Below are 24,629 nucleotides of genomic sequence, written 5' to 3' on the forward strand. Positions count from 1 at the left end.
CCGGGGACTACTCCGGGGGCTGCAGCTCGTATTTGACGTCGGTCTCGCGGCGCTCGGTCGCGGCCTGCGTCGCCGGGTGGATCGCGATGAGCCCCAGCCCGTTCCGGCGCCGGCAGGCCGCTGCCAGCGCCGCATAGGCGGCCTCGCCGAGCAGCGCGGTGAGCTCGGGTGCGTACGACTCCCACACCTGCTTGGACCCGATGTGGACGTCGGGGGAACCCGAGCAGTACCACTTCAGATCGTGGCCACCCTCGCCCCAGCCACGCCGGTCGAATTCGGTGATCGTCGTCTGGAGCACCTGGGTGCCGTCGGGGCGTTCGATCCAGTCCTGCTCACGACGGATGGGCAGCTGCCAGCACACGTCGGGTTTGACCGTGAGCGGTTCGAGTCCCTTGCGCAGCGCCATCGAGTGCAGCGCGCATCCGACGCCGCCGGAGAAACCGGGTCGGTTCAGAAAGATGCACGCGCCCTTGTGGAGTCGCGTCTTCAAGGCGGGCTCGTCGTCGAGGTCGCTCTCCTCGAGGTACCCCTTCGGGCCGACCGGGTCCTTGCCGGAGCCCTTCTTGTAGAACTGCCAGTCCTCGGGCGTCAGCATCGCGACGCCGCGGGCGAGGGTCTTGCGATCGTCCTTGTCGGACAGATACGCGCCGTGACTGCAGCACCCGTCGGTCTCCCGGCCCGGGAGGATGCCCTGACATGCGGGTGTGCCGAACACACACGTCCAGTGCGAGAGCAGCCAGGTGAGATCGGCCCGGATGACGTGCTCGGGGTCGGCGGGATCGGCGAATTCGTACCATTCGCGCGGAAAGTCGAGTTCGACCTCCGGCGCGGGATCGATGCGAGGCGCGGACGGCGAAATGGCGGTCACCTTTACACGGTAGCCGGGATCGGGCGGTGCAGGCGGCTGCACTACCGTTGACCCGTGCGCTTAGGAGTCCTCGACGTGGGCAGCAACACAGTCCACCTCCTGGTGGTCGACGCCCATCGTGGCGGTCACCCCACCCCGATGAGTTCGACCAAGGCGGTCCTGCGCCTGGCCGAACAGATTGACGCCGACGGCCGGATGAGTGACCGCGCCGTCGCCAAGCTCATCGAGTCGATCGACGAGTTCACCCACATCGCCCGGACGTCCGGTTGCGAGCAGATGATGGCGTTCGCGACGTCGGCCGTGCGCGATGCGACGAACTCCGACGACCTGCTCGACGAGATCGAGCAGCGGACCGGGGTGCGCGTGCTCGTCCTGTCGGGGCGCGACGAGGCCCGGTTGACGTCGCTGGCGGTGCGCCGCTGGCGTGGCTGGAGCGCCGGCCGCATCCTCGCTCTCGACATCGGCGGCGGCTCCCTGGAGATGTCCAACGGCGTCGACGAGGAACCCGACGTCGCGCTGTCACTGCCGCTGGGGGCCGGACGTCTCACCCGCGAGTGGCTGCCCGACGATCCGCCGGATCGGCGGCGGGTCGGCGTGCTGCGCGACTGGCTCGACGCCGAGCTCCGCGCACCCGCGTCCCAGCTGCTCGCACCCGGTGCGCCGGATCTGTGCGTCGGGACGTCGAAGACCTTCCGGAGCCTGGCCCGACTGACCGGCGCGGCGCCGTCGAGCGCCGGACCGCGGGTGCGCCGCGAACTGACGACGAGCGGGCTTCGTCAGCTCATCTCCTTCATCTCCCGCATGACCAAGGCCGATCGCGCCGAACTCGAGGGCGTCAGCTCGGACCGGGCCGGCCAGCTGGTCGCCGGAGCGCTGGTCGCCGAGGCGGCGATGCGCGCGTTGCAAGTCGATACACTGGAAATCTGTCCGTGGGCACTCCGGGAAGGTGTGATCCTGCGCCGACTCGACGCGGAGCAGGCCGACGCGCTGGAGCCGACACCGGTGCAGGGCGTTCGCGAGGGCGTCGGCTGACACCCTGGTAGACCCGGACCCAAACGTTCGAGAACGAGGACGGAGAGCCACTACATGCCGAAGGATTCGGAGCCCGAATCCCGACCCATCTCGGTGTCGGAACTTCTCGCCCGCTCGCAGGGGTCCCAGGGGGACTCGCCGGCACGTACCCGTGACGGCCGCGGCCACCGACGCGCCGGCCGGGACGGATCGTTCTCGGTGTCCGAGCTGACCGGCGAGATCCCGAAGGTCGCCGACGCGGGAGAGGGTTCCGCGGCGCCCGCGGCCCGGCCCGAGCCGGCAACCCGGCCCGAACCCGCAACCCGGCCCGAGCCGGCTGCCCCGCCAGCGAGCACCGCGCCTGCAAAGACGGCGGCCCCGGAGACGGCGGCCCCGGAGAAGGCAGCTCCGGAGAAGACTGCTGCGGAGAACGGTGCCCCGGAGCGGGACACGACCCCGCGGAACCGTCCGGCCGCGGCCGCCGCGCCGTTCCCGCGTTCGACGAACCCGGTCCCACGCCGCCCGGCCGACGATCAGCCCGTCGTCGACCGGCCGCGCGCCGACCAGCAACACCAGGCACGGCCGGGTAACCGCACCGCCAGCGGGATGCCCGGTTACGGCCAGGGAGCCGTCCCGCCGATGTCGACGCGCGACTTCAGCTCCGAGGCGGTGGCACGTCGGCTCGGGCAGACGCCGCCGCGAGATTCCGCTCCCGTCGACCAGGAGTCGGCGAACGCCGTCACCGGCATCATCCCGGTGGTGGGTGAGAACGGGTCGGATCTGTCGGTCGTCGACTCCGACGACGTGGTCACCTACGACCTGACCGAGGTCGATGCGGGCACCGACGGCCCCCGCGAGCGCGGCGACGGCGGGTTCTCCGAGGTCATGGACTTCGACGCCTATCGCAACTTCGCCGACGTGGAGAGCGGGAACGACGGGCCCGGGGGCAAGGGCCGGTCCGGGGGCCCGGCCCGCAAGACCGGGACGTCGAAGAAGACAGGGCCGTCGGGTGTCGTCGGGTTCGCGCGAAAGCTCTTCGGCGGCAAGAACCGGGACCGGAACGACCCCGATCGCCACACCGACGACCACCCGGACGCACACACCGACGGCGACGAGTCGACGCACGACTGGGCAGCCACCGCGGCCGCCGCCGCGACCGCGGGTGGGACGACGGCGGCGATCGCCGCGGCGCACCCCGAGACCCATGACGCCGACGGTCGGTGGACCGGCTCGGACGAGACCGAGAGTCTCCAGACCGCCGACCGCCCCACCGACGACCACCCGACCGAGGCCATCGAACCGATCGAGTCCACTTCCGAGGGCGACGAGGACCGGGTCGACCTGGTGAAGGAGCGCGAGCCGGAGGGGCCCGCCGAGCCCGAGGGCCCGGCAGAGTTCGATGCCCTGAACGACACCACGGACATCGACGAGACCTCCGATGACGACGCCGATCCCGACTCGGCAGCCGCCACGGCGGAGCACGCCGGCCAGGACGTCGTGCATTCGGCCGCGGACGCGGAGTCCGCCGAGCGGACCGGCACCGTCGACACACCGGCACCGGACGGTCGGGCGACCGACGACGCCGAGGAGTCGCCGGTGAAGGCCTGGCTGGTGTTGTTCGGACAGGCGATCGTCGGCCTCGCGGTCGGCGTCGGCCTGTTCTGGGGTTTCACCGAACTGTGGCGATGGAATCCGTACTTCGCGCTGGTGCTCGCGGTCCTGGTGATCTTCGGCATCGTGACGCTGTCGCATGTGGTCCGGCGCACCAAGGACCTGCCGACGACGCTGCTCGCGCTCGGCGTGGGTCTGCTGGTCACCATCGGGCCGCTGGTGTTGTTGGCCGCGTGAGCCGGTGTGAACCGATGAACCCGTCGGGAGCGGAGCGAAGCGGGCGGACCGGATGAGACCCGACCCCCGCGTCCGTCCGCCGAGATCCCGATCGGTCTGTCGACGGCGTCGGTCTATCCCCAGAACACCGAGGCGGCCTTCGCCTACGCCGCCGAGCTGGGCTTCGACGGCGTCGAGTTGATGGTGTGGGGTGACGCTCTCAGCCAGGACATCCGGCGGGTCGAGTACCTGTCGGACCATTACCAGGTTCCGGTGCTGTCGATCCACGCCCCGTGTCTGCTCATCACCCAGCGGGTGTGGGGACGCGACCCGGTCGTGAAGCTGGCCCGTGCGGTGGAGGCGGCCGAGGATCTCGGTGCGTCGACCGTCGTCGTGCATCCGCCGTTCCGGTGGCAGCGTGGCTACGTCGCCGCCTTCGACGATCTCGTCGACGAACTCGAGGCGGACAGCGGGGTCGCGGTCGCCGTGGAGAACATGTTCCCCATGCGCGCCGACCGGCTGTTCGGCGCAGGGGAGCCCTCGGTCCGGCGACTCAGCAAGCGCGGCGGTGGTCCCGGTCTGGCGGCATCGGCGTTCGGCAAGTCGATCGATCCGACCGATGACGGCTACGCGCACTACACGCTCGATCTCTCGCACACCGCGACCGCCGGCGTCGACGCCCTCGCTCTTCTCGACCGGATGGGCTCGCGCCTCAACCACCTGCATCTCGCCGACGGCAACGGTGCCGCCACCGACGAGCACCTGATCCCCGGTGACGGGGCGCAGCCCTGCGCCGAGGTGTGCCGGCGCATCGCGGCGAGCGACTTCGCCGGGGCGGTTGTGCTCGAGGTCACCACGGGGAGCGCGCGCACCAAACCCGAGCGCAGCGCGCTGCTGGCCCGTTCGCTAGATTTTGCGCGGCGGCATCTCAAACGGGAGCTGCACCCCGAGCCCACCGGCCAGTTGAGCAGCTGATTCGTCGGGGGACGGGTCTCCTCGACGAAGGCGGGACGATGACCAGCGAGATCACCCAGGTGCAGGAGCTGACCGAGGTCGACCGTGGCGGTCCGGACTCGATCACCCTGCGGGCGCACATCGACGAGACGTTCACGATCGGCCCCAAGGTGCACGGCGGCACGCTGCAGATGGTGGTCGCGAAGGCGGCCCGGACCGCGCTGACCGCGCTCACGCCGGACGGCGACCGGCTCGCCGAGTCGGCGGCCGCGATGATCCCGGTGGCGATCTCCAGCGACTACCTCACCGCTCCCGATGCCGCGGACGTCGACCTGGTGATCAGTGTGCGCAAGCGCGGGCGCACCGTCACGGTCCTGTCGGTCGACGCCGTGCAACTCGGTCGGACCGTGGTGTCCTCGTCGGTGACGATGGCGCGTCCCGACAGCGGCCGGCCGCACCACTCCGGCCCCACGGTCCTCGACTCCGTGCCCGTGGAACCGTCGTCGACCGGCATCCCGCTCGACGGTTCGCCCATCGCCGAGGTCAACCACCTCGGCGCCGCCATCGACCTGGTCCTCGACTCGGAGACGTTCCCCGTCGTCCGCGGCGAGACCGGCGAGCCGCTCGTCCGTGGGTGGATCCGGCCGAAGGGCGTCGAACCCGACGAGTACTTCACGGTCCTGGTCGGTGACATCTCGCCCCCGGTCGTCATGAACCTGGCGCTGTTCGGGTGGGCGCCCACGGTGCAGCTGACCACCTACGTCCGGCGCCATCCCGCACCCGGCTGGCTGCGTTTCGCCGCGACGAGTTCCGAGGTCGGCCCCGGGATGTTCGAGGAGGACCACCTCGTGGTGGACTCGATCGGGACCGTCGTCGCACAGTCCCGTCAGCTCGCCCTCATCCCCGCAGGAAGGTAGACATCCGTGTCCGAACGCATCGCCATCATCGGCGGAGGCAAGATCGGTGAGGCACTGCTCGCCGGTCTGATCGGTGCAGGCACCCCCACCAAGGACCTCGTCGTCGCCGAGCGGGTGGAGAGCCGCGCCGCCGAGATCGCCGAGGAGTACGGCGTGCTGGTCACCGACGTCAAGAGCGCGGCCGAGTCGGCGCAGTATGTGTTCCTGGCGATCAAGCCCGACGACGTCGACTCGATCCTGCGCATCCTCGCCTCGGCGGAGGACAACGCGGAATCCGAGCGAGTGACCGTGACCCTGGTGGCCGGCCTGCCCCTGTCGCGCTACGAGAGCGCGCTGCAGGCCGGGTCGCCCGTCATCCGGGTCATGCCCAACACCCCGATGCTCGTCAACGAGGCGATGTCGGCGCTCTCGGCCGGCCGGTACGTCGGCGACGAACAGCTGCAGGCGGTGGTCAAGATCCTGCAGACGGTCGGCCGGGTGACGGTTGTGCCGGAGAAGCAGATGGACGCGGTCACCGCGGTGTCCGGTTCTGGTCCGGCCTACGTCTTCCTGCTCGCCGAGGCGATGATCGACGCCGGCGTCGGCCTGGGGCTCACCCGTGCCCAGGCCTCGGAGATGGCGGTGCAGACCATTCGCGGCGCGGGCATCCTGCTGAGCGACTCGGGGCTGTCCGCGGTCGACCTGCGTGCGGCCGTCACCTCGCCCGGCGGCACCACCGCCGAGGCGATCCGGGAGTTCGAGGCCAACGGTCTGCGGCACGCGGTCTACCAGGCGACTCGTGCCTGCGCGGCCGCCAGCGCCCGCGGCGGACGTCGAGTGGAAGTCGAGGGTTTGGCGCAGGGACACGCCGTCACGGACACCCCATGAATTGTGGTCGAACGGCCGACAAACCCCAGCATGTTGGGGTCGAGTCACAGGAATCTCAGAAATACCGGTCTCTCACGTCGCTTTTTTCACATCTGCCACGCTAAGCTTCTTTAAGCACGTGCGTGTCTGATGTCCGCAGGAGGGGAAGCCTGCGGCCGCGACGCGTGCACCGGAGGTATGAGTGATTCATGGCACCTGCAGACACTCCTGGTGACAGGACAGGCGCAGTGAGCAACGCGGCTTCGGCGTCGCAGTTCCTCACCGTCGCCGAGGTTGCATCGTTGATGCGCGTTTCGAAGATGACCGTCTACCGTCTCGTCCACAACGGCGAACTGCCCGCGGTTCGGGTCGGACGCTCGTTCCGTGTGCACGCGAAAGCGGTCCACGACTACCTGGAGACGTCGTACTTCGACGCCGGCTGATCCGGCTTTCGCACCACGCCTGAACAGCAGTTTCTTCGAAAGGTCTCCGTGACCGGCCCACGCCGGTCACGGGGCCTTTTGCGTGTGGGCGTCCCCCGCCGCCGCTCGTTGGCCATCGCGATTTCCCGATCCGGCGTGCCGCCCGGTAGGCTCGGTGGTCGCGTACCTGGATGCGCCGGTGAGCCCTACGTGACACACCGCCGCTCGTCGCTTCGCTCCCGGCGCCGTACCCGGCTGAAGTGCAGACCAGGGCCGAACAAGTACATCAGTGTCAATCGTGAGGAAGCGCCCCGATGGGTTCAGTGATCAAGAAGCGCCGCAAGCGCATGTCGAAGAAGAAGCACCGCAAGTTGCTGCGTCGGACCCGGGTGCAGCGTCGCAAACTCGGTAAATAGGCTTTTCTTCGGCATCAGGACCCGCCACGGCGGGTCCTTTTGTCGTTCCGGGATTCCTCGGTGCGCCGGAACGCCCGACTGGCGATAGCCTCGGGGCATGGCCGAATCCACCTCCGCACCCCCCAGGGTGGTCCTGGTCACCGGGGCGTCGACCTTCCTCGGCGGCTACCTGGTGGCCCGTCTCGCGGCCAATCCGGACATCGAGAAGGTGCTCGCCGTGGACTCGCGGGTGCCGCGCAAGGATCTTCTCCGCCGGATGGGGCGAGCGGAGTTCCTCCGGGTGGACATCCGGCGTCCCGCCATCGCGAAGGCGCTCGCCGCCTATGACGTGGACACGGTCGTCCACGCCGCGACGTCGATCGCCGACACCGCCCCGCACTCCGCTGCGATCAAGGAGTTCAACCTCGTCGGGGCGATGCAGGTGTGCGCGGCCTGCCAGCGCACACCATCGGTGAAGCGCCTCGTGCTGCGTTCCACCGCCATGGTGTACGGCGCGGGCAGTAGGGACCCGTCGCACTTCGCCGAGGAGACGCGCGCTACCCGGGAGCCGAAGCGGGGATACGGTCGAGATTTACTCGACGTCGAGGGTTACGTCCGCGGTCTCGGCCGTCGTCGTCAGGACATCGACATCACCATCGTCCGCCCGCAGGCCATGTTGGGTCCGCGCATCACCACCCGGATGAGTTCGTACCTCTCCCTGCCGGTCGTGCCGACGGTGATCGGATTCCAGCCGCGACTGCAGTTCCTGCACGAGGAGGATGCGCTCGCGGCGATGGAGCACGTCACCCTCGCCGGGAAGGTCGGCACCTACAACATCTCGGGCGAGGGCGTGGTGACGCTCACGCAGGCGATCCGACGCGTCGGGCACATCGAACTGCCTGTTCCGAGCAGTCTGCTGGCGCCGATCGCGGGGGTGTTCCAGGACCTGCGGTCGGCGAAGCTGCGGTCGTCGCAGACGGAGTTCCTCACCTACGGCCGGGTGCTCGACACGACCCGCATGCGGACCGAACTCGGCTTCGTCCCGCGGTACACGACGCTGGAGACGTTGGACGACTTCATCGAACGCAGCGGGGTGACGCCGGTGATCGGGTCCGATTCGTGGAGATCGTTCGAGCGACGGGTCGTGTCGGCCGCCCACCAGTTGCAGTGAAATTCAGGGTCATGATGGCGGCGAAGTCGCCGTGAGCATGCGCAACGTGGGTGCAACCTCTAGACTTGGACGCCAGACCCACATCGCGCCCAGCGCTCCTACGCCGCGACTCGTTCGCCTCGGCGGTCCGAGTGCCGGCAGCAACCCGAGCCCAGACCCGGCCCGGATTTCGAACCCAGGACTCAGCTAGGGGTGAGCACTTTGGCAGGTGGCGGAGCGACAGATGCACGTACCGCGAAAGTCATTCAGCTCTACACTTCGCCGACGGGTCCCGATGCCCGGGGTGTCCGGGAGTCGGGTCGCCGACGCCATCCGAGTCAGCAGGTCGGTCGTGAACGATCGAAAAGCGCAGCGGCGCAACGGGGATCGTCGACGCTCGGACACCCCAACACCGATGGGTTCGGCCGCGCGCCCGCGCAGGTGACCCCGATCAGCGACGAGATCACCCTTCCCGACGAGGCGCTGGGCGTCGAACATCGCGGTCCGTCGAAATCGAGTCCGCTGTTCAGCCTGGGCGGTCTGCGCGGCGCGGTCGCCGACACCCTCACCTCGACCGCCGGGTTCATCCGGGAACGGATGGCGGGGGAGTACGAGGTCGACGAGTTCGGATTCGATCCCCACTTCACCGAATCGGTGTGGTTCCCGGCGATCCGGCAGGTCTACGAGAAGTGGTTCCGCGTCGAGGTCACCGGTGTGGAGAACCTGCCGCGCGAGGGTGGGGCGCTCCTGGTCGCCAACCACGCGGGCACGATCCCGGTCGACGCCGTGATCACCTCGCTGGCCGTGCGCGACAACCACCCGGAGGGCCGGTACCTGCGGGTCCTGGCCGCCGACATGGCCTTTGACACGCCGGGCGTCAGTGAGGTCGCGCGGCGGATCGGTGCGACGCTGGCGTGCAACTCCGACGCCGACCGTCTGCTGCGCGCGGGTGAGCTGACCGCGGTCTGGCCCGAGGGGTACAAGGGCATCGGCAAGCTGTACAAGGACCGCTACAAGCTCCAGCGGTTCGGCCGCGGCGGGTTCGTGACGACCGCGCTGCGCAACGCCGCGCCGATCATCCCGGTGTCGATCGTCGGCTCCGAGGAGATCTACCCGATGCTCGCCGACCTCAAGCCGCTCGCCAAGATCCTCGGCCTGCCGTACTTCCCGGTGACCCCGCTGTTCCCGTGGCTCGGGCCGCTGGGCATGGTGCCGTTGCCGTCGAAGTGGCACATCCACTTCGGCCGGCCCATCGAGACCGGCTCCTACGACGAGGCGTCCGCCGACGACCCGATGGTGGTCTTCGATCTCACCGACCACGTGCGCGAAGAGATCCAGCAGACCCTCTTCCGGATGCTGAGCCGGCGCGGAAGCGTCTACTTCGGCTGAGCTCGGCCGCCGTTCTCCCGCCCGGTCGGTCCCCGGTTCGGCGCCCGCACGGGGCCGGTAGCTGATACCCATGATGCATGCGTGCAGTCGTGTGCCGGCAGGGCGAACTGACGGTCGAGGAGATCCCCACCCCCGAGCCCGGGAAGGGTCAGGTCCTGCTCCGCGTACTGCGCGCGGGCATCTGTGGCTCGGACCTGCACGCCCGGGTGCACTCCGACGCCACGGCCCAGGTGTCCGCCGAGGTCGGCTACGACGCGTTCATGCGGTCCGAGCAGTCGGTGGTCATGGGACACGAGTTCGCGGGTGAGGTGGTCTCGTACGGGCCCGGTTGCCGTAAACGCTGGGCTCCCGGCACCCCGGTGGTGTCGGTCCCGATGATCCGGCACGGCGCGGACGCCCACCTGACCGGACTGTCGGAGTCCGCGCCCGGCGGGTACGCGCAGTTCGTGCTGGTGTCAGAGGACATGACCTTCGAGATCCCGGAGAACCTGCCGGCCGAGCACGCCGCGCTGACCGAGCCGATGGCCGTCGCCCATCACGCGGTCCGGCGCGGGGAGGTGGGGCGGCGGGACGTCGCGGTCGTCGTCGGATGCGGCCCGATCGGACTCGCGGTGATCACGATGCTCAAAGCCGACGGCGTCCGTACGGTCATCGCGAGCGACCCGTCGCCCGGCCGCCGGGTGCTGGCGCATCGTGTCGGGGCCGACATCGTCGTCAACCCGTCGGTGTCGTCGCCGTTCGAGCGGTGTGCCGAGGTCGGCAAGTACATCACCCGCGCGCAGGATCTGCTCGGCGCGGCGTTCGACGCGATGCGAACCCTGCGTCGAATCCCGCTGGCCCCGTGGTCACCGGTGTTCCGCATGGCCGACCGGCTGGGTGCGACACCCAAGGGGCCCGTCGTCTTCGAATGCGTGGGGACGCCCGGGATGATCGAGCACATCGTGACCGAGGCGCCGTTCCGGTCGCGGATCGTCGTGGTCGGGGTGTGCATGGAACCCGACACCTTCCGCCCCGCCATGGCGCTCAACAAGGAACACGAATTGCGGTTCGTGTTCGCCTACGACCCCGCCGAGTTCCACGACACGCTGCACATGATGGCCGACGGGAAGGTCGACGTCGCACCGCTGATCACCGCGACGGTCGGGCTCGACGGCGTGGGCGCGGCGTTCGATGCCCTCGGGGGCGCCGAACACCACGCCAAGGTCCTCATCGACCCGATGAGTGAAGTGAACTCGCTGTAGGGGATGACGACGACCCGGCGCGGCGCACCGGGGTCAGCCGGAGACCCCGGGGCATCGACGTGAGGCGTTCGGTGGTCCGTAGGCGGTAGCCGGGGGTCGGTGCCAGATCGTAGCGACGGAGGATGGACGCCAGGACGAGCACCGCCTCGTGGATCGCGAACTGACGTCCGATGCATGACCGCAGACCGGTGCCGAACGGCTTGTACAGCTGTGCCGGCCGCGCCCGGACCCGTTCGGGGAGAAATCGATCGGGGTCGAGTGTGTCGGGGTCGTCGCCCCACCGCGGGTCGCGGTGGAGACCGCCCACGAGGACGAGGAACCACTCGCCCGCCCGCACCGGGTGGCCGTCGGCGACGGTGGTGTCCTCGCGCGCGACGCGGAAGTATCCGGGCACCGTCGGATGCAACCGCAGCGTCTCGTCGACGATGCGCCGGACGAATCGCAGCTTGCCGACCTGCTCGAAGTCCGGCGTCGGGTCATCACCCCACACCTCGTCGATCTCCGCGCGCGCTGCGTCGACGAGGTCGGGCCGGGTGGACAGGTGGTGCAGGGCGAACGACATTGCCCCGGAGGTGGTCTCGTGCCCGGCGATAAGGAACGTGATCATCTGGTACCGGATGTTGTCCTCGTCGAGGATCGGGCTGCCGTCGTCGCCCGGGGTCAGCATCAGCGACAACAGGTCGTCGGGCCACTGGGCTCGTGTCGACCTCCGTCGGGTGGCCACGATGTCGTCGACGATCCGCGCCATCGCGTCGCCGTGGTGGCGGACCCACCGCTCGCCCAGATCCGCCGTCCATGCGGGCAGCCAGGACCGGCGGATGAACGACTCGTAGTAGCTGCCGCGCAGTGCGCCGACCATGTGCCGGATGAACGGGTCGGTGCGCCCACGTCCGCCGAAACCGCCGAATCCGTGACCGGCGGTGGCTCGCCCGATGGTCTCGAGCGCGGTGCGGGTCATGTCGGCGGTGACGTCCACCGGCGTGCCCGTCTGCCGGTCCCAGTGGGCGAGGAGTTCACCGACGACCTCCGTCATCACCCGATGGTGCCGACGCATCGCCTTCTGGCTGAAGGCCGGCACCAGCAGCTGGTGGGCAGCGGCCCACTGCGGGTCGTCGTTGTCCGCGGTGAAGAGCCCGTTTCCGACGGCCGGCTGGAGACCGATCAGCTCGGGTCCGAGATGCTTGGCGAAACGGCTCTCGTCGTTGAGCTCCGCGACAACGTCGGCCCCGGCGGCGATCGTGTAGGCGGCGCCCATGGTCGTCGTCTCGAACAGCGGGCCGGTTCGCGACGCGACCTCGACCAGTGACTCCATCGGTGTCCGGATGTCCATCCCGATCAGATCGCCGATCACCGGCAGTCGGCGCGGTGGGTGTGGCAGCGACATCGGAACCCCCGTTAGTAGACGTCTGTGTACTAACGATGATGGGCTACTATTCAACACGTGTCAACCAACGCTGAGGGAGGGGTCCGCCGACGCCTCAGCCCCCAGGCGCGTCGTGCGGAGCTGATCGGTGCGGGCGAGCGGCTCTTCGGCGAGGCCCCCTACGACGAGGTTCGGATAGACGATGTCGCTGCCGAGGCCGGGGTGTCACGGGCGCTCATGTACCGCTACTTCCCCGACAAGCGCTCGCTGTTCGTCGCCTCGTCGACGCCCTGTCGGACCGGATGATCGAGCGGACCGTCGTCGAGATCGACCCCGCTGCAACGCCTTTCCAGAGAATCCGGACCGCGGTCCTGGGTTACCTGGACCAGTACGCGAAGCATCCGCATGCGGCGGATTCCATCGTCCTGGGTGTCGGCGCCACCGATCCGCGGATCGCCGATCGGGACCAGGCCGACCGGGCCCGGTTACGAGATCTCGTCGTCGAGCAGTTCCGGCAGGAGTTCGCCACGCCGCTGCCCGCCGAGACCGACGATCTGTTCCGGGCCGTCGTCGGTGCCTGGCTTGCCTACACCCAGGAACTCATCCGGCACTGGGTGAGCAATCGCGAACTCGACCGCGATCAGATCGCCGACCTCTGCGCGCATTCGCTGCTCGACGTCGCGGCCCGGGTGCCCGGCGTCCCGGTCGACGAGTTGCGGCGCGAGTAGTACGCAGTCACCCGGTGGGTGAATCCGGTTGTCGCAGTGCTTCGTCGACCGTGCGCCACATCCCGTTGGTTGTGCACCCGATCCCGTCGACTGTGCGGCCCCTGCCCGCTGCTGAGCCGGCCTTTTCCTTCGCTGGTTGAGCCGACCTTTTCATCCGCTGGTTGAGCCGGCTTTTTCCCCCGTTGGTTGAGCCGGCCTTTCCCTCCGTTGGTTGAGCCGGCGCTTCCCTCCGTTGGTTGAGCCGGCCTTTTCTCCCGCTCATTGAGCCGGCCCTGCCCGCTGGTTGAGCCGGCAACGAGCCGCTGGGCGAGTCGCCGTGTCGAAACCACTTGGCGACCAGACGAACCGAGCCCACTCGATCCGAAGCCCGCGAATCAGGCTGCACGCCAATACTTCTGACTATCATCCCGCCCAGCGAACCGACCGTCCGGTTTTGTCGGCGTCGAAGACGACGGTCAGCGCTGCCGGAGGAACCGGGCCGCGGCTGCGGCGCCGCCGCCCGCGGCGCCGAGCACGATGGCGGTGCCGGCGCCGTACTTGGCGGCCTTGCGCGCCGTGCGGAAGTCGTACATCTCCCAGCCGCGCACCTTGGCGACATCGCGAAGGTCGGTGTCGGGGTTGATCGCCACCGCGCGGCCGACGAGCGACAGCATCGGCACGTCGTTGTGCGAATCCGAGTACGCCGTACAACGTTTCAGGTTGAGCCCCTCCCGGATCGCGAGCGCGCGCACGGCATGGGCCTTACCGGGACCGTGCAGGATGTCGCCGACGAGTCGTCCGGTGAAGACCCCGTCGACGCTCTCGGCGACGGTGCCCAGTGCGCCGGTGAGGCCGAGACGGTCGGCGATGGTCTGCGCGAGTTCGACGGGCGTCGCGGTCACCAGCCAGACCTGCTGCCCGGCGTCGAGGTGACGTTGGGCCAACGCCCGCGTGCCCGGCCAGATCTTGTCGGCGATGTAGTCGTCGAAGATCTCCTCGCCGAGCTCGACGAGTTCGGAGGTCGGCTTGCCCGCGATGAACGACAGCGCCTTCTCCCGGCCCTCCGCGACGTCGCGCGCATTCTCCTTGCCGGTGATCCGGAACTTCGCCTGCGTCCACGCGAAATCCATGATGTCGCCGTAGGTGAAGTACTTTCGCGCGGCCAGACCGCGAGCGAAGTGCACGATCGACGCGCCCTGGACCAGGGTGTTGTCGACGTCGAAGAAGGCGGCGGCGGTGAGGTCGCGCCGGGGTTCACCGGGAATCTCGGCCGTCGGGCGCGATCGCAGCGAGTCGACGGCGGCCTTGGCGCTCGCCTCACCGGCGAGGGTCTGGCGCAGCTCGTGGGCGGTCTGGCGGAAGCGGCCGGTTGCGGCGGTCGCGCGCTGGGAGATCCAGGTGGTGACCCGGTTGGTCTCGTCGTCGACGAGCTCGTGCAGTTCGGCGTCCTCGTCGAAGTCGTCGGTGAACTCCACGCTCGCCGCGTGGGCCTCCCAGTCGTCGCCCGTCAGGCCGTCGCCCTGCATCGGATTCGGCGGGAGAAGTGCGGCGTCGTCGGGCGTCTCGTCGTCCTGCCGGTCTTCCGGGCCCGGGGTCTCGCCCACTGCCCACCTCCCACGCGTAGCGCCAGCACTGCTTGCCGGGTACAGCCTAGTGGTGCGCCTCGGAACCGGGCGACCGGTCTCCGGCGTCCGATCACCGCCTCACGGTGACTGACCGCACACCCGGCGCACGGGGAGTGTCACCCGGCGGATCCCGCGCGCGCCGCGCTGGGAGGATGGTCGCCATGACGGTGGAACTGTTGACCCGGGCGGGGTGCGCGGCGTGCGCGGCGGCCCGCTCCGACCTGACCCGGATCTGCGCCGACCTGGGCGTCGAGTTCACCGAGGTCGATGTCGACGAGGCGGCCGACCAGGGCCGGCCGGATGTGCGTGCCGAGTTCGGCGACCGGCTTCCGGTGGTCCTCCTGGACGGCGACGAGCACAGCTACTGGGAGGTCGACGAACCGCGACTGCGGGCCGATCTCGCGGCCCGGCGGTGATTCGCGCACACGCTCGACGCGACGCCTAACACAGCGCGGCCGATCCCGAGGGGCCGTGTGAACAGATTCACAGGGAAGTTATATCCTCGCTTGGTCGGGAGAAGTCGGGGCCCGGTGTCTGGTGACGCCGGCGGACGTGTGGGAGTGCGAGTGGGCGCGGAGAGTGCGAAGTCGGCCGACGCCGACCCTCCTGCGTCGCCCGTCCGACCCGTCGCCGACGCGGCGAGCGCCGACACACCGCCCGCCGACATACCCGGTCCCACGGTCGCCCGGCTGGCCACCTACCTGCACGTACTGCGCTCGTTCAGCCGCCGGGGCATCCTGCTGGCGTCCAGCGGCGAACTCGCGACGGCAGCCGGGGTCAACCCGGCCATCCTCCGCAAGGACCTCTCCTACGTCGGCGCCAACGGCGTGCGCGGCGTCGGATACGACGTGGGCAGGCTCACCGCCCGGATCTCGATGACCCTGCACACCGACAGCATCCACACCGTCGCGCTTGCGGGCGCCGGGGCGCTCGGACGTGCGCTCCTGTCGCACGCGGGTTTCGGACGCGGGTTCCGCGTCGCCGCGATGTTCGACGCCGATCCGGCCCTGACCGGCGCGGTTCTCGAACCGGGCGGCCCGCAGGTCGCCCCGCTGACCGACATCGCGACCGTCTGCGCGCGGGTGGTCCCGGCCGTCGAGATCGCGGTGATCGCCACCGCCGACGACGACGCCCGGCGCGTCTTCGACGACTTCGTCGCCGCCGGTGTCCGGCAGGTGCTCAACGTCACGCCCGTGTCGCTTCCGGCGGAGTCGGATGTTGTCGTCAGACAAGTTGATCTAGCCTTGGAACTACAGGTGTTGGCTTTCCAGGCCTCTCGCGGGTCGCGCGATGACGTCAAGGAACCGCGCGGAACGAAGCCGGCGCGCGGGCATCAGGGAAACGTGATGGGTGAAGAAACGGTGACAGCGTGAGTGTTCTGTTGTTCGGGGTATCGCACCGCAGTGCTCCGGTCGAGGTGCTCGAGCGGTTGGCGGTCTCCGACCACGACCGCCCGAAACTGATCGACGAACTGCTCTCCTCGCGGGCGATCTCCGAGGCCATGCTCGTCTCCACCTGCAACCGCGTGGAGATCTACGCCGTCGTCGACGCCTTCCACCCGGCGCTCGAGGCGGTCGGCTCGGTCCTCGGCGACCACTCCGGTATGACCGTCAACGAGATGACCCGCCACGCCTACGTCCGGTACTCCGAAGCCGCCGTCGAGCATCTCTTCACCGTCGCGGCGGGCCTCGACTCGCTCGTCGTCGGCGAGCAGCAGATCCTCGGCCAGATCCGCAATGCCTACCTCAGCGCCGACGCCAACGACTCCGCCGGACGTGTCCTGCACGAGCTCGCCCAGCAGGCGCTGCGGGTCGGCAAGCGCGTGCACACCGAGACCGGGATCGACCGTGCGGGCGCCTCGGTGGTCTCCGTCGCGCTGCACCGTGCCAAGTCGCTGCTCACCGATCCCGCGACGGGCGCGCATCGCCTGCGCCGCGCGGTCGTCGTCGGTGCCGGCGCCATGGGCGGTCTGGCCACCGCGCAGCTGGCCCGCGAGGGCGTGACCGAGATGGTCGTCGTGAACCGGACCGTCGACAAGGCCGACCACCTCGCGGGCAACATCGCCGCCAACCACGGCATCAGCGTCCGCGGCGTCGGGCTCGACGACCTGCCGGAGGCGATGGCCACGGCGGACGTCGTCGTCACGTGTACGGGCGCGATCGGCGCGGTCGTCGGCGTCGGGGCGGTGCACTCGGCGCTCGCCGCCCGTACCCGCGCCGGGAACGGAGTGAGCGGGCGGAATCAGGGCGGCAATGCCGCCGCCCCGCTCGTCATCTGCGACCTCGGGCTCCCGCGCAACGTCGACCCCGCCGCGGCCCGCCTGCCCGGCGTGCACATCGTCGACATCGAGGGACTGCGCGGTGACTCCGAGACCCAGGCCGCCGAGAACGACACCCTCGCGGCCCGGTCGATCGTCGCCGCCGAGCTGGCCGACTACCTCACCCACCAGCGCCAGGCCGAGGTCACCCCGACCGTCGCGGCCCTGCGCCAGCGCGCGGCTGACGTCGTCGAGGCCGAGATCCTGCGCCTCGAGACCCGCCTGCCCGACCTCGAGGGCGCGCAGCGCGACGAGGTCGCCAAGACCGTCCGCCGCGTCGTCGACAAGCTGCTGCACGCACCGACCGTGCGGGTCAAGCAGCTCGCCTCCACCCCCAACGGGGACCACTACGCCGAGGCGCTGCGCGAGCTGTTCGAACTCAAACCCGGTGCAGCCGAGGCGGTTTCGGCTCCCGATCATCTCGGTGGCCTGCCTTCGGGGGACGCGGCCGGCGATCTGGGTGACCGATGAGCGAAACCCCTTCCGCGCCGATCCGGATCGGTACGCGGGGCTCGTTGCTGGCCCGGACCCAGTCGCAGACCATCGCCGACGCCCTGACCGCGGCCGGGCATCCCGCCGAACTGGTCATCATCAAGACCGCCGGTGACGCCTCGGCCGCGCCCGTCGCCGAGATCGGTGTCGGTGTGTTCACGACGGCGATCCGCGTCGCCCTGCGGAACAACGAGGTCGACGTCGCGGTGCACTCGTACAAAGACCTCCCGACCGCCCCCGAGGACGACCTCACGATCGCGGCCATCCCGCCGCGCGTCGATCCCCGGGACGCGCTGGTCGCACGAGACGGACTCGTGCTCGGCGAGCTCCCGCCCGGCTCGGTCATCGGCACCTCCGCCCCGCGGCGGGCCGCGCAGCTTAGAGCACTGGGTCTCGGTTTGGAAATCCGCCCCCTACGAGGCAACCTAGACTCTCGGTTGGGCAAAGTCGCCAGCGGCGAACTCGACGCAGTCGTGGTCGCCCGCGCCGGACTCGTGCGGATCGGACGGACCGATGTGGTCTCCGAAGCGCTCGAACCGGTGGTCATGCTGCCGGCTCCGGCGCAGGGTGCACTCGCTGTGGAGTGCCGCTCAGACGATGCCGAACTGGTGAGAATTCTCGCCGAGTTGGACGACCAGTCCACCCGCGCGGCCATCGAGGCCGAACGGGCGGTACTCGCGGCTCTCGAAGCCGGATGTACCGCACCGATCGGTGCGATTGCCGAGGTGGTCGAGTCGATCGACGAGGACGGGCGCATCTTCGCCGAACTGTCGTTGCGTGCGGCGGTGGCGGCCGAGGACGGGTCGGACGTGATCCGCGCTTCGGTGGTGGGTCCGGTCGATCGTGCCGTTCAGCTGGGCAAGGACCTCGCCGCCGAACTGCTGGAGCTGGGAGCGGGCGACCTCGTCAACTCTCCCTAGCAGAGAACGAACTGCAGCCCTCGCCGAGAGGGCAGGAGAGTGCGAACCCATGAGCCGTACGAAGAAGGCAAATCCCGGACGGATCCTGTTCGTGGGGTCGGGTCCAGGAGACCCAGACCTGCTCACCGTGCGGGCACGCACCGTGATCACCAACGCGACCACCGCCTACATCGACCCCGATGTGCCGGCGCCGGTGGTGTCGCTGATCGGCAGCGCGCATCGCGACGAACCCGCCGCCGACACTCGCCGATCCACCAAGAAGGCCGAGAAACCCGCTGACGACGCCGCGTCGACGCCGACCGACGACCCACAGGCCGACGGTGACGAGGCCGGCACGGCCGATGCCGGACAGACCGACGAGGAGTCGGTGGTCCGACCGGCGCTCGGCGACCCGGCCGAGGTCGCCAAGACCCTCGTGGCCGCGGCCCGCAACGGCGACGACGTGGTGCGCGTGGTCGCCGGCGATCCGCTGACCACCGATTCGGTCCTCGCCGAGGTCAACGCCGTCGCCCGCACGACCGTCACCTTCGAGGTGCTGCCGGGTCTGCCCGCCGCGTCCGTGGTCCCGAGCTACGCCGGCATGCCGCTCGGTTCCACCCACACCGAGGCCGACGTGCGCGGCGAGGTCGACTGGGCGGCGCTGGCCGCCGCCCCGGGCCCGCTGGTGCTGCACGCGACGTCGGGTCACCTGGCCGAGACCGCCAGCGCGCTCACCGAGCACGGCATGGCGCCCCAGACCCCGGCCGCCATCACCATCAACGGCACCACCTGTGCGCAGCGCACCATCGAGGCCACACTCGCGACCCTCAACGAGCAGGGCAACGCGCTCACCGGTCCGCTGATCGTCACGGTCGGCAAGGTCGTGGGTGCGCGCGGCAAGCTGTCGTGGTGGGAATCGCGCGCCCTGTACGGCTGGACCGTCCTGGTGCCGCGGACCAAGGACCAGGCCGGCGACATGAGCGAACGGCTCGTCAGCCACGGGGCTATGCCCAAGGAGGTGCCGACCATCGCGGTCGAGCCACCGCGGAGTCCCGCGCAGATGGAACGCGCCGTCAAGGGTCTCGTCGACGGGCGCTACCAGTGGGTGGTGTTCACCTCGACCAACGCGGTCCGCGCGGTGTGGGAGAAGTTCGCCGAGTTCGGGCTCGACGCCCGGGCGTTCTCCGGCGTCAAGATCGCCTGCGTCGGTGAGGCCACCGCCGAGAAGGTGCGGTCCTTCGGTATCAACCCCGAACTCGTGCCGTCGGGTGAGCAGAGCTCGCTCGGTCTCCTCGAGGACTTCCCGCCCTACGACGACGTCTTCGACCCGGTGAACCGAGTCCTGTTGCCGCGCGCCGACATTGCCACCGAGACCCTGTCCGAGGGGCTGCGTGACCGTGGCTGGGAGATCGACGACGTCACCGCGTACCGCACCGTGCGCGCCGCACCGCCGCCCGCCGAGACGCGCGAGATGATCAAGACCGGCGGTTTCGACGCGGTCTGTTTCACCTCCAGCTCGACCGTCCGCAATCTCGTCGGCATCGCCGGAAAGCCGCACGCGCGCACCATCGTCGCGTGCATCGGACCCAAGACTGCCGAGACCGCAACGGAATTCGGCCTCCGGGTGGACGTGCAGCCGGAGAACGCCTCGGTACTCGAACTCGTCGACGCACTCGCCGAGCACGCCGCCCGACTGCGGGCCGAGGGCGCACTTCCGCCCCCGCGCAAGAAGTCTCGCCGCTCGCGTTCCTGAGGTCGAAGGAGACCCCATGCCACCCGTGATCCGGCCCCGGCGACTGCGGACCACCCCGGGGTGCGCCGGCTGGTCGCCGAGACCTCGCTGGAGCCGCGTCATCTGGTGCTGCCGATGTTCGTCGCCGACGGCATCGACGACCCGGCACCGATCTCGTCGATGCCGGGCGTCGTGCAGCACACGATGGACTCGCTGCGGTCCGCCGCGGCCGAGGCCGTCGAAGCCGGTGTCGGCGGGCTGATGCTGTTCGGGGTGCCGCGTGCCGAGGACAAGGACGCCACCGGGTCGGGCGCGGATGCCGACGACGGGATCCTCAACCGGGCCCTGCGCACTCTCGCCGACGACCTCGGGGACGCCACGGTCCTGATGGCCGACACCTGCCTCGACGAGTTCACCGATCACGGGCACTGCGGCGTCGTCGACGCCCGGGGCCGCGTCGACAACGACGAGACCCTCGAGCGCTATGTGTCGATGTCCCTGGCCCAGGCGCGAGCGGGTGCGCATCTTCTCGGGCCCAGCGGGATGATGGACGGCCAGGTCGCCACGATCCGGGCCGCCCTCGACGCCGCGGGCTTCACCGACACCGGAATCCTGGCCTACGCCGCGAAATACGCCTCGGCGTTCTACGGCCCGTTCCGAGAGGCGGTCGGTTCGTCGCTGCAGGGCGACCGGCGTACATATCAGCAGGACGCGGCTAACCGGGTCGAGGCGCTGCGCGAGGTCCGCCTCGACCTCGAGGAGGGCGCCGACATCGTGATGGTGAAACCCGCGATGAGTTACCTCGACATCGTGCGCGACGTCGCCGACATGAGTGACGTTCCGGTCGCGGCGTACCAGATCAGTGGCGAGTACTCGATGATCTCGGCCGCCGCCGAACGCGGGTGGATCGACCGCGATGCGGCGATCCTGGAATCGCTGACCTCCATCCGACGGGCCGGCGCGTCGATCGTCCTGACCTATTGGGCGGCCGAGGTGGCGCAGCGCCTGTCCTGACCTGAGCGCACAGCGCTCGTCGTGCTGCCCGTTCACTAGGCTGGTCCCATGTCCGCACCGTACGACCCCGCGTCCGATCCCGGCGCGCCGTCGCGACCGAAGATCCCCGACTCCGTCTCCATCGCCGTCGAGCTGTGGGTGGTGGTGATCGTCGGCCAGATCGTGGCCATGTTCGCGCAGACCGGCACCTTCGTCGACATGATCCGCGAGCAGGTGGATTCCACGTCGCAGGAAGGGATCCCGCCCGAGCAGATCGACTTCATGACCTCCTCGGGATTCGTGGTGGGTGTACTCGTCGTGACGTCGCTGTTCCTCACCGCGATCACCGCGCTGGTCGTCTGGTTCACCCGGAAGGGCTACAACTGGGCCCGCATCGTGCTGTCGGCGATGGGTGTCTACGTCGTGGTCAGCCTGCTCTTCTCGCTGTTCGGCGACACGTCGCCGGCGTGGGCGATGATCCCGCAGGTAATCAGTGGAGTCGCGGCACTCGGTGCGACCGTGCTTCTCATGCGCGGCGACTCGGAGCGGTACTGCCGGGAGATGGCCGCCGCGCGGAAGCCGCAGCCGATCCACCCGCCGGCGCCCCCGTACCCGTACGGCCACAGTCCGTATGGTCAGAATCCGTACGGCCACAATCCGTACGGCCAGAATCCGTACGGCCAGAACCCGTACGGCCAGAACCCGGATCAGCAGAACCCGTACGGCGAGAACAGGCCGTATGGTGACAGCGAACATCGCGGCGAGAACGAAGGACCGAAGAACCAGTGACAAGTCCCGATCCGGCGTTGCGTCCGACACTCGTCGTCTGGGCCTACCGATGCTGGCTGGTTTCCGGCGTACTACTGGTCGCGCTCGGTGCCCTGGTCATCGTCGTCTCGGCGGTCAGCGACACCGGGACCGTCACCTCCGGGGTGCTCGGCGCCATGGTCGCCGTCGTGGGTGTGGGGTACATCCTGCTGGGCAGCAAGGCCTATACCGGGGATGTGCGCTGGCGGTCGTCGCTGGCGGCGCTGACCCTGGTCGTCGTGGCCATGCTCCTGTTCCTGAGCCTGGGGATGAACTTCTTCGCGTTCCCGTTGCTCGCGGGTCTCGTGGGTCTGTTCGGGTCGTTGCTCGCGTACCGGCCGCCGGCCGAGGCCTGGTACACCGGCAAGGAGCCGGAGCCCAAGACGCCACGGTCGCGCAAGAAGGGCACATGACGGACGACGATCCGGCCGGTTCCGGCTCCGATCCCGTCGAGCCGGCGGGGGAGGTGCTGTTCGCCGAGTCCGGCGGCAGCTGGTGGGTGATCCTGATCGGCCCGATCCTCGTGGGCGCGGTCCTCGTGATGGAGATTGCGGGACCCGGTCAGGTGCACTGGCCGGTGCTGGCGATCTTCTTCGTGCTGCTGCTCGGGTTCTCGCTCGTGCAGGTGTCCGCGGCCCGCCGGCATGTCAGCGTCGAACTGACCGAGACCACCCTCCGGCAGGGCACCGTCACGACGCCGCTCGCCGACATCGAGACGATCCTCCCGCCCAATCACAGCCACACACCGGAGGACTGGGAGAGTGCGCCCGCGCTGGGCGAACTCCACGGTGTACCCCGGCGCCGCCGCGGGATCGGGGTGCAGCTGACCTCCGGGAAACTCGCCCAGGCCTGGGCCCGCGACGTCGAGCGGTTGCGCAGCGAACTCACGCAGGCGCACGAGGCCGTCCGGCTCGGGCTGCCGCCCAAGGGAACTCCGACATCGCGGGACCCGGGGGATCAGGACTCGACGGAGTGACGCCCGGCCCGGCTGTCGCGGTAGGCGCGGCGTCGTAGATCCCCGAGCCACGACGGAGCGAATTCGACGCCCTCGGGCCGGTGCAGGATCGGGTCGAAGTCCACGTCGAGTCCGGTGAGGACGTGGTCGAGTTCGATCCGGACGACCGGCACGAACCGTCCGGCACCGGCCTCCAGGACGATGACGATCGGCTGGTTGCGGCGCAGACGGGCGGCCAGGTCCTCGATCGACAACCCCGACGAGTCCGACGGTTCGAGGATGCGGGCCCGTATCCAGTACAGGTCACCGTCGTACCGGTACGGCGTCAGGCTCGACACCGCGGTGGCCCAGTGCGTCGTCGGCAACGGGACAGGTAGGCGGCCGTCCAACGGGCCGGCCCGGCGAGCAGGAGATCCCACGCGCCGGTGGCATTGGTCGACGGCGACACCCCGCCGCCGCCGACGGTGCCTGGATCGGTCGACGGGAACCGGATGGCCAGCCCGACGATGTCCGGTAGTCCGCCGGGTGTGCCGATGCCCTTGGACACCCGCACCGAGACCGGACCGCTGTGGAAGGGGAGTGGGTGGTCTGCGGACAGTGCGGCCTTGCCCCCGCACAGCAGACCGTCGGGGTGGAAGACCCGGGCGTGTCTGAGGGCGGCCAGCCAGCGGAACGGGGTCGTGATGAGGTCGGGTAGTGCGCTCATGAGAACTCCGGTTGTCGGGTGGACGCACGCGTGCCCGGAGGCGTCCGGCGAAGCCGGGTCCACCGCCGGGCAGCGTGCACTGCACATGCTGTCGGTCTAGCCGGACGGGTCCGGATCGACGACGTCCTTGATCTTGCCCATGACACCCTTCTCGGTGCCGAACTGCGGCTTCTGCGGGGTGCCCATCGCGCCGTCGTAGGTCGCGTAGAGCTTCGGGTCCGGCGGCGGCCCCGACTGCCGATCGCCCAGCGGCTGCGGATCGGCCAGGAACTTGAACTCGTGCGCGCCGTCGGGGGTGGGTCCGCTGGCCCAGCCACCCTTGTTGGAGTCCTCGCCGTCGGACAGATGCCAGAGGGTGCTCGCGTGCTCGCTGAACTCCTCGTCGAACAGGTCGTCGGGTGCGATGGTGCCCTCCAGGCCGTCCTCCTTGAGCTCCTCGATGCCCTTCAGCCAGAGGTTCTGGTGGAAGGTGTCGCGGGCGAGGTTGAACCGCAGCATCGCCTTGACCCCGGGGTCGTCGGTCATGTGCCACAGGCGGGCCGTCTGTACGCGCCCCTGCGCCTCGGCGGTCACGTTGGCGTGGAAGTCGGCGAGCAGGTTGCCGCTGTGCGTGATGTATCCGCTGTTCCAGGGCACCCCGTTGCTGTCGGCGAGACGGGGACCGCCGCCGGAGAAGATGGCCTGGGTGGGGTCGGTGCCGCCGAGGACGGCGGCGACGACCGGGTCGCCGAGGGCGTTCTCGGTCGAGTTGGTGACCGGCGCGCCCTCGAGCAGACGGGCGACCATGGTGGCGATCATCTCCACGTGACCGATCTCCTCGGTCGCGATGTCCATGATCATGTCCTTGTACTTGCCCTTCATGCGGCAGTTCCAGCCCTGCATGAGGTACTGCATCGTCACCGTCATCTCGCCGTAGGCGCCGCCGAGCAGCTCCTGGAGCTTGCGTGCGTAGATGGGGTCGGGCTTCTCGGGCTTGACGTCGAATTGCATGTAATCGGTGTGGCGGAACATGA

General features: G+C 69.6%; 26 protein-coding genes and 1 pseudogene. 21 read left to right on the top strand and 6 right to left on the bottom strand.

All coding sequences use genetic code 11. The annotated features are described in order from the left end of the window. Nucleotides 1–7: 7 nt before the first annotated feature. Nucleotides 8–868: a DUF3109 family protein gene (locus MVF96_RS04640; RefSeq protein WP_247451416.1), complete on the bottom strand. Its 861-nt coding sequence runs from the start codon at nt 866–868 to the stop codon at nt 8–10. 54 nt (nt 869–922) lie between these two features. Between MVF96_RS04640 and MVF96_RS04645 the strand changes: the two genes are divergently transcribed. From MVF96_RS04645 to MVF96_RS04690, 10 genes are all read left to right on the top strand, one after another. Beyond that, nucleotides 923–1,900 carry a Ppx/GppA family phosphatase gene (locus tag MVF96_RS04645; protein WP_176455923.1) on the top strand — a complete coding sequence of 326 codons (978 nt, stop codon included), beginning with the start codon at nt 923–925 and terminating at the stop codon, nt 1,898–1,900. Nucleotides 1,901–1,954: 54 nt separating this feature from the next. Beyond that, nucleotides 1,955–3,727 carry a GtrA domain-containing protein gene (locus MVF96_RS04650; protein ID WP_247451418.1) on the top strand — a complete coding sequence of 591 codons (1,773 nt, stop codon included), beginning with the start codon at nt 1,955–1,957 and terminating at the stop codon, nt 3,725–3,727. A 180-nt stretch (nt 3,728–3,907) separates the two neighbouring features. Then, on the top strand, nt 3,908–4,681 hold the full coding sequence (locus tag MVF96_RS04655) for a sugar phosphate isomerase/epimerase family protein (protein ID WP_247451420.1): 774 nt from the start codon (nt 3,908–3,910) through the stop codon (nt 4,679–4,681). Nucleotides 4,682–4,719: 38 nt separating this feature from the next. After that, nucleotides 4,720–5,577, top strand: coding sequence for a thioesterase family protein (locus tag MVF96_RS04660; protein WP_247451422.1), 858 nt, complete (start codon nt 4,720–4,722; stop codon nt 5,575–5,577). A gap of 6 nt (nt 5,578–5,583) precedes the next feature. Further along, entirely contained in the window at nt 5,584–6,444 is an 861-nt protein-coding gene (proC, locus tag MVF96_RS04665) for a pyrroline-5-carboxylate reductase (protein ID WP_247451424.1), read from the top strand. A gap of 188 nt (nt 6,445–6,632) precedes the next feature. Next, nucleotides 6,633–6,866, top strand: coding sequence for a helix-turn-helix domain-containing protein (locus MVF96_RS04670; protein ID WP_004019963.1), 234 nt, complete (start codon nt 6,633–6,635; stop codon nt 6,864–6,866). Nucleotides 6,867–7,159: 293 nt separating this feature from the next. Continuing rightward, a complete protein-coding gene (locus tag MVF96_RS04675) occupies nt 7,160–7,261 on the top strand; it encodes a 30S ribosomal protein bS22 (RefSeq protein WP_003402602.1) in 102 nt (33 codons plus the stop codon). 97 nt (nt 7,262–7,358) lie between these two features. Beyond that, nucleotides 7,359–8,411, top strand: a complete 1,053-nt coding sequence (locus MVF96_RS04680) for an NAD-dependent epimerase/dehydratase family protein (protein ID WP_247451426.1) — start codon at nt 7,359–7,361, stop codon at nt 8,409–8,411. A gap of 192 nt (nt 8,412–8,603) precedes the next feature. Further along, nucleotides 8,604–9,779, top strand: a complete 1,176-nt coding sequence (locus tag MVF96_RS04685; RefSeq protein WP_171011610.1) for a lysophospholipid acyltransferase family protein — start codon at nt 8,604–8,606, stop codon at nt 9,777–9,779. Nucleotides 9,780–9,856: 77 nt separating this feature from the next. Further along, nucleotides 9,857–11,020 carry a zinc-binding dehydrogenase gene (locus tag MVF96_RS04690; RefSeq protein ID WP_247451428.1) on the top strand — a complete coding sequence of 388 codons (1,164 nt, stop codon included), beginning with the start codon at nt 9,857–9,859 and terminating at the stop codon, nt 11,018–11,020. Here the strand turns inward: MVF96_RS04690 and MVF96_RS04695 are convergent. Continuing rightward, entirely contained in the window at nt 10,986–12,404 is a 1,419-nt protein-coding gene (locus MVF96_RS04695) for a cytochrome P450 (RefSeq protein ID WP_247451430.1), read from the bottom strand. The two genes, MVF96_RS04690 and MVF96_RS04695, sit on opposite strands and share 35 nt — an antisense overlap. A gap of 57 nt (nt 12,405–12,461) precedes the next feature. Here MVF96_RS04695 and MVF96_RS04700 point away from each other — a divergent pair, with 57 nt between their 5' ends. Then, on the top strand, nt 12,462–12,689 hold the full coding sequence (locus MVF96_RS04700) for a helix-turn-helix domain-containing protein (RefSeq protein ID WP_247451432.1): 228 nt from the start codon (nt 12,462–12,464) through the stop codon (nt 12,687–12,689). Then, nucleotides 12,686–13,111, top strand: a complete 426-nt coding sequence (locus MVF96_RS04705) for a hypothetical protein (protein WP_247451434.1) — start codon at nt 12,686–12,688, stop codon at nt 13,109–13,111. The genes MVF96_RS04700 and MVF96_RS04705 overlap by 4 nt, the downstream gene beginning before the upstream one ends. A gap of 455 nt (nt 13,112–13,566) precedes the next feature. On the opposite strand, the gene MVF96_RS04710 is transcribed toward MVF96_RS04705, so the two are convergent. After that, nucleotides 13,567–14,694, bottom strand: a complete 1,128-nt coding sequence (locus tag MVF96_RS04710; RefSeq protein WP_247451436.1) for an HAD family hydrolase — start codon at nt 14,692–14,694, stop codon at nt 13,567–13,569. Between the two features lie 182 nt (nt 14,695–14,876). On the opposite strand from MVF96_RS04710, the gene MVF96_RS04715 reads away from it, so the two are divergent. From MVF96_RS04715 to MVF96_RS04755, 9 genes and pseudogenes are all read left to right on the top strand, one after another. Next, nucleotides 14,877–15,131: a glutaredoxin family protein gene (locus tag MVF96_RS04715; RefSeq protein ID WP_247451438.1), complete on the top strand. Its 255-nt coding sequence runs from the start codon at nt 14,877–14,879 to the stop codon at nt 15,129–15,131. Between the two features lie 150 nt (nt 15,132–15,281). Then, the gene (locus MVF96_RS04720; RefSeq protein WP_247451440.1) at nt 15,282–16,088 is read left to right on the top strand and encodes a redox-sensing transcriptional repressor Rex; all 807 of its coding nucleotides are present in this window, start codon (nt 15,282–15,284) and stop codon (nt 16,086–16,088) included. Continuing rightward, entirely contained in the window at nt 16,085–17,503 is a 1,419-nt protein-coding gene (locus tag MVF96_RS04725) for a glutamyl-tRNA reductase (protein WP_247451442.1), read from the top strand. Before MVF96_RS04720 ends, MVF96_RS04725 begins: the two co-directional genes overlap by 4 nt. Next, nucleotides 17,500–18,444, top strand: a complete 945-nt coding sequence (gene hemC, locus MVF96_RS04730) for a hydroxymethylbilane synthase (protein ID WP_247451443.1) — start codon at nt 17,500–17,502, stop codon at nt 18,442–18,444. The genes MVF96_RS04725 and hemC overlap by 4 nt, the downstream gene beginning before the upstream one ends. A gap of 49 nt (nt 18,445–18,493) precedes the next feature. After that, a complete protein-coding gene (locus MVF96_RS04735; protein ID WP_247451445.1) occupies nt 18,494–20,176 on the top strand; it encodes a bifunctional uroporphyrinogen-III C-methyltransferase/uroporphyrinogen-III synthase in 1,683 nt (560 codons plus the stop codon). A 16-nt stretch (nt 20,177–20,192) separates the two neighbouring features. After that, nucleotides 20,193–21,169, top strand: a pseudogene (gene hemB / locus MVF96_RS04740) (porphobilinogen synthase). A 48-nt stretch (nt 21,170–21,217) separates the two neighbouring features. Next, nucleotides 21,218–21,937 (top strand): MFS transporter, encoded by a 720-nt coding sequence (locus tag MVF96_RS04745; RefSeq protein ID WP_247451447.1) that lies wholly within the window; start codon nt 21,218–21,220, stop codon nt 21,935–21,937. Further along, a complete protein-coding gene (locus tag MVF96_RS04750; protein WP_247451449.1) occupies nt 21,934–22,368 on the top strand; it encodes a hypothetical protein in 435 nt (144 codons plus the stop codon). Before MVF96_RS04745 ends, MVF96_RS04750 begins: the two co-directional genes overlap by 4 nt. Then, nucleotides 22,365–22,931: a DUF3093 domain-containing protein gene (locus MVF96_RS04755; protein WP_247451450.1), complete on the top strand. Its 567-nt coding sequence runs from the start codon at nt 22,365–22,367 to the stop codon at nt 22,929–22,931. The genes MVF96_RS04750 and MVF96_RS04755 overlap by 4 nt, the downstream gene beginning before the upstream one ends. On the opposite strand, the gene MVF96_RS04760 is transcribed toward MVF96_RS04755, so the two are convergent. The 3 genes from MVF96_RS04760 to MVF96_RS04770 all read right to left on the bottom strand — a co-directional run bounded on the left by MVF96_RS04760 (nt 22,913) and on the right by MVF96_RS04770 (nt 24,627). After that, nucleotides 22,913–23,275 carry a hypothetical protein gene (locus MVF96_RS04760; protein ID WP_247451452.1) on the bottom strand — a complete coding sequence of 121 codons (363 nt, stop codon included), beginning with the start codon at nt 23,273–23,275 and terminating at the stop codon, nt 22,913–22,915. The genes MVF96_RS04755 and MVF96_RS04760 overlap by 19 nt on opposite strands. Next, the gene (locus MVF96_RS04765; RefSeq protein ID WP_247451454.1) at nt 23,236–23,616 is read right to left on the bottom strand and encodes a hypothetical protein; all 381 of its coding nucleotides are present in this window, start codon (nt 23,614–23,616) and stop codon (nt 23,236–23,238) included. The genes MVF96_RS04760 and MVF96_RS04765 overlap by 40 nt, the downstream gene beginning before the upstream one ends. Nucleotides 23,617–23,712: 96 nt before the next feature. Then, complete coding sequence (locus MVF96_RS04770) at nt 23,713–24,627, bottom strand: manganese catalase (RefSeq protein WP_078113013.1); 915 nt, start codon at nt 24,625–24,627, stop codon at nt 23,713–23,715. Nucleotides 24,628–24,629: the final 2 nt, after the last annotated feature.

This window comes from Gordonia hongkongensis (genome assembly GCF_023078355.1).
Lineage (GTDB): Bacteria > Actinomycetota > Actinomycetes > Mycobacteriales > Mycobacteriaceae > Gordonia > Gordonia hongkongensis.

What these genes read in the sequence shown, in the direction of transcription:
- MVF96_RS04650 (WP_247451418.1), top strand. Translation starts at nt 1,955, where the DNA reads ATGCCGAAGGATTCGGAGCCCGAATCCCGACCCATCTCGGTGTCGGAA.
- MVF96_RS04655 (WP_247451420.1), top strand. Translation starts at nt 3,908, where the DNA reads ATGGTGTGGGGTGACGCTCTCAGCCAGGACATCCGGCGGGTCGAGTAC.
- MVF96_RS04660 (WP_247451422.1), top strand. Translation starts at nt 4,720, where the DNA reads ATGACCAGCGAGATCACCCAGGTGCAGGAGCTGACCGAGGTCGACCGT.
- MVF96_RS04670 (WP_004019963.1), top strand. Translation starts at nt 6,633, where the DNA reads ATGGCACCTGCAGACACTCCTGGTGACAGGACAGGCGCAGTGAGCAAC.
- MVF96_RS04675 (WP_003402602.1), top strand. Translation starts at nt 7,160, where the DNA reads ATGGGTTCAGTGATCAAGAAGCGCCGCAAGCGCATGTCGAAGAAGAAG.
- MVF96_RS04680 (WP_247451426.1), top strand. Translation starts at nt 7,359, where the DNA reads ATGGCCGAATCCACCTCCGCACCCCCCAGGGTGGTCCTGGTCACCGGG.
- MVF96_RS04690 (WP_247451428.1), top strand. Translation starts at nt 9,857, where the DNA reads ATGCGTGCAGTCGTGTGCCGGCAGGGCGAACTGACGGTCGAGGAGATC.
- MVF96_RS04695 (WP_247451430.1), bottom strand. Translation starts at nt 12,404, where the DNA reads ATGTCGCTGCCACACCCACCGCGCCGACTGCCGGTGATCGGCGATCTG.
- MVF96_RS04705 (WP_247451434.1), top strand. Translation starts at nt 12,686, where the DNA reads ATGATCGAGCGGACCGTCGTCGAGATCGACCCCGCTGCAACGCCTTTC.
- MVF96_RS04715 (WP_247451438.1), top strand. Translation starts at nt 14,877, where the DNA reads ATGACGGTGGAACTGTTGACCCGGGCGGGGTGCGCGGCGTGCGCGGCG.
- hemC (WP_247451443.1), top strand. Translation starts at nt 17,500, where the DNA reads ATGAGCGAAACCCCTTCCGCGCCGATCCGGATCGGTACGCGGGGCTCG.
- MVF96_RS04735 (WP_247451445.1), top strand. Translation starts at nt 18,494, where the DNA reads ATGAGCCGTACGAAGAAGGCAAATCCCGGACGGATCCTGTTCGTGGGG.
- MVF96_RS04745 (WP_247451447.1), top strand. Translation starts at nt 21,218, where the DNA reads ATGTCCGCACCGTACGACCCCGCGTCCGATCCCGGCGCGCCGTCGCGA.
- MVF96_RS04755 (WP_247451450.1), top strand. Translation starts at nt 22,365, where the DNA reads ATGACGGACGACGATCCGGCCGGTTCCGGCTCCGATCCCGTCGAGCCG.
- MVF96_RS04765 (WP_247451454.1), bottom strand. Translation starts at nt 23,616, where the DNA reads ATGAGCGCACTACCCGACCTCATCACGACCCCGTTCCGCTGGCTGGCC.
- MVF96_RS04770 (WP_078113013.1), bottom strand. Translation starts at nt 24,627, where the DNA reads ATGTTCCGCCACACCGATTACATGCAATTCGACGTCAAGCCCGAGAAG.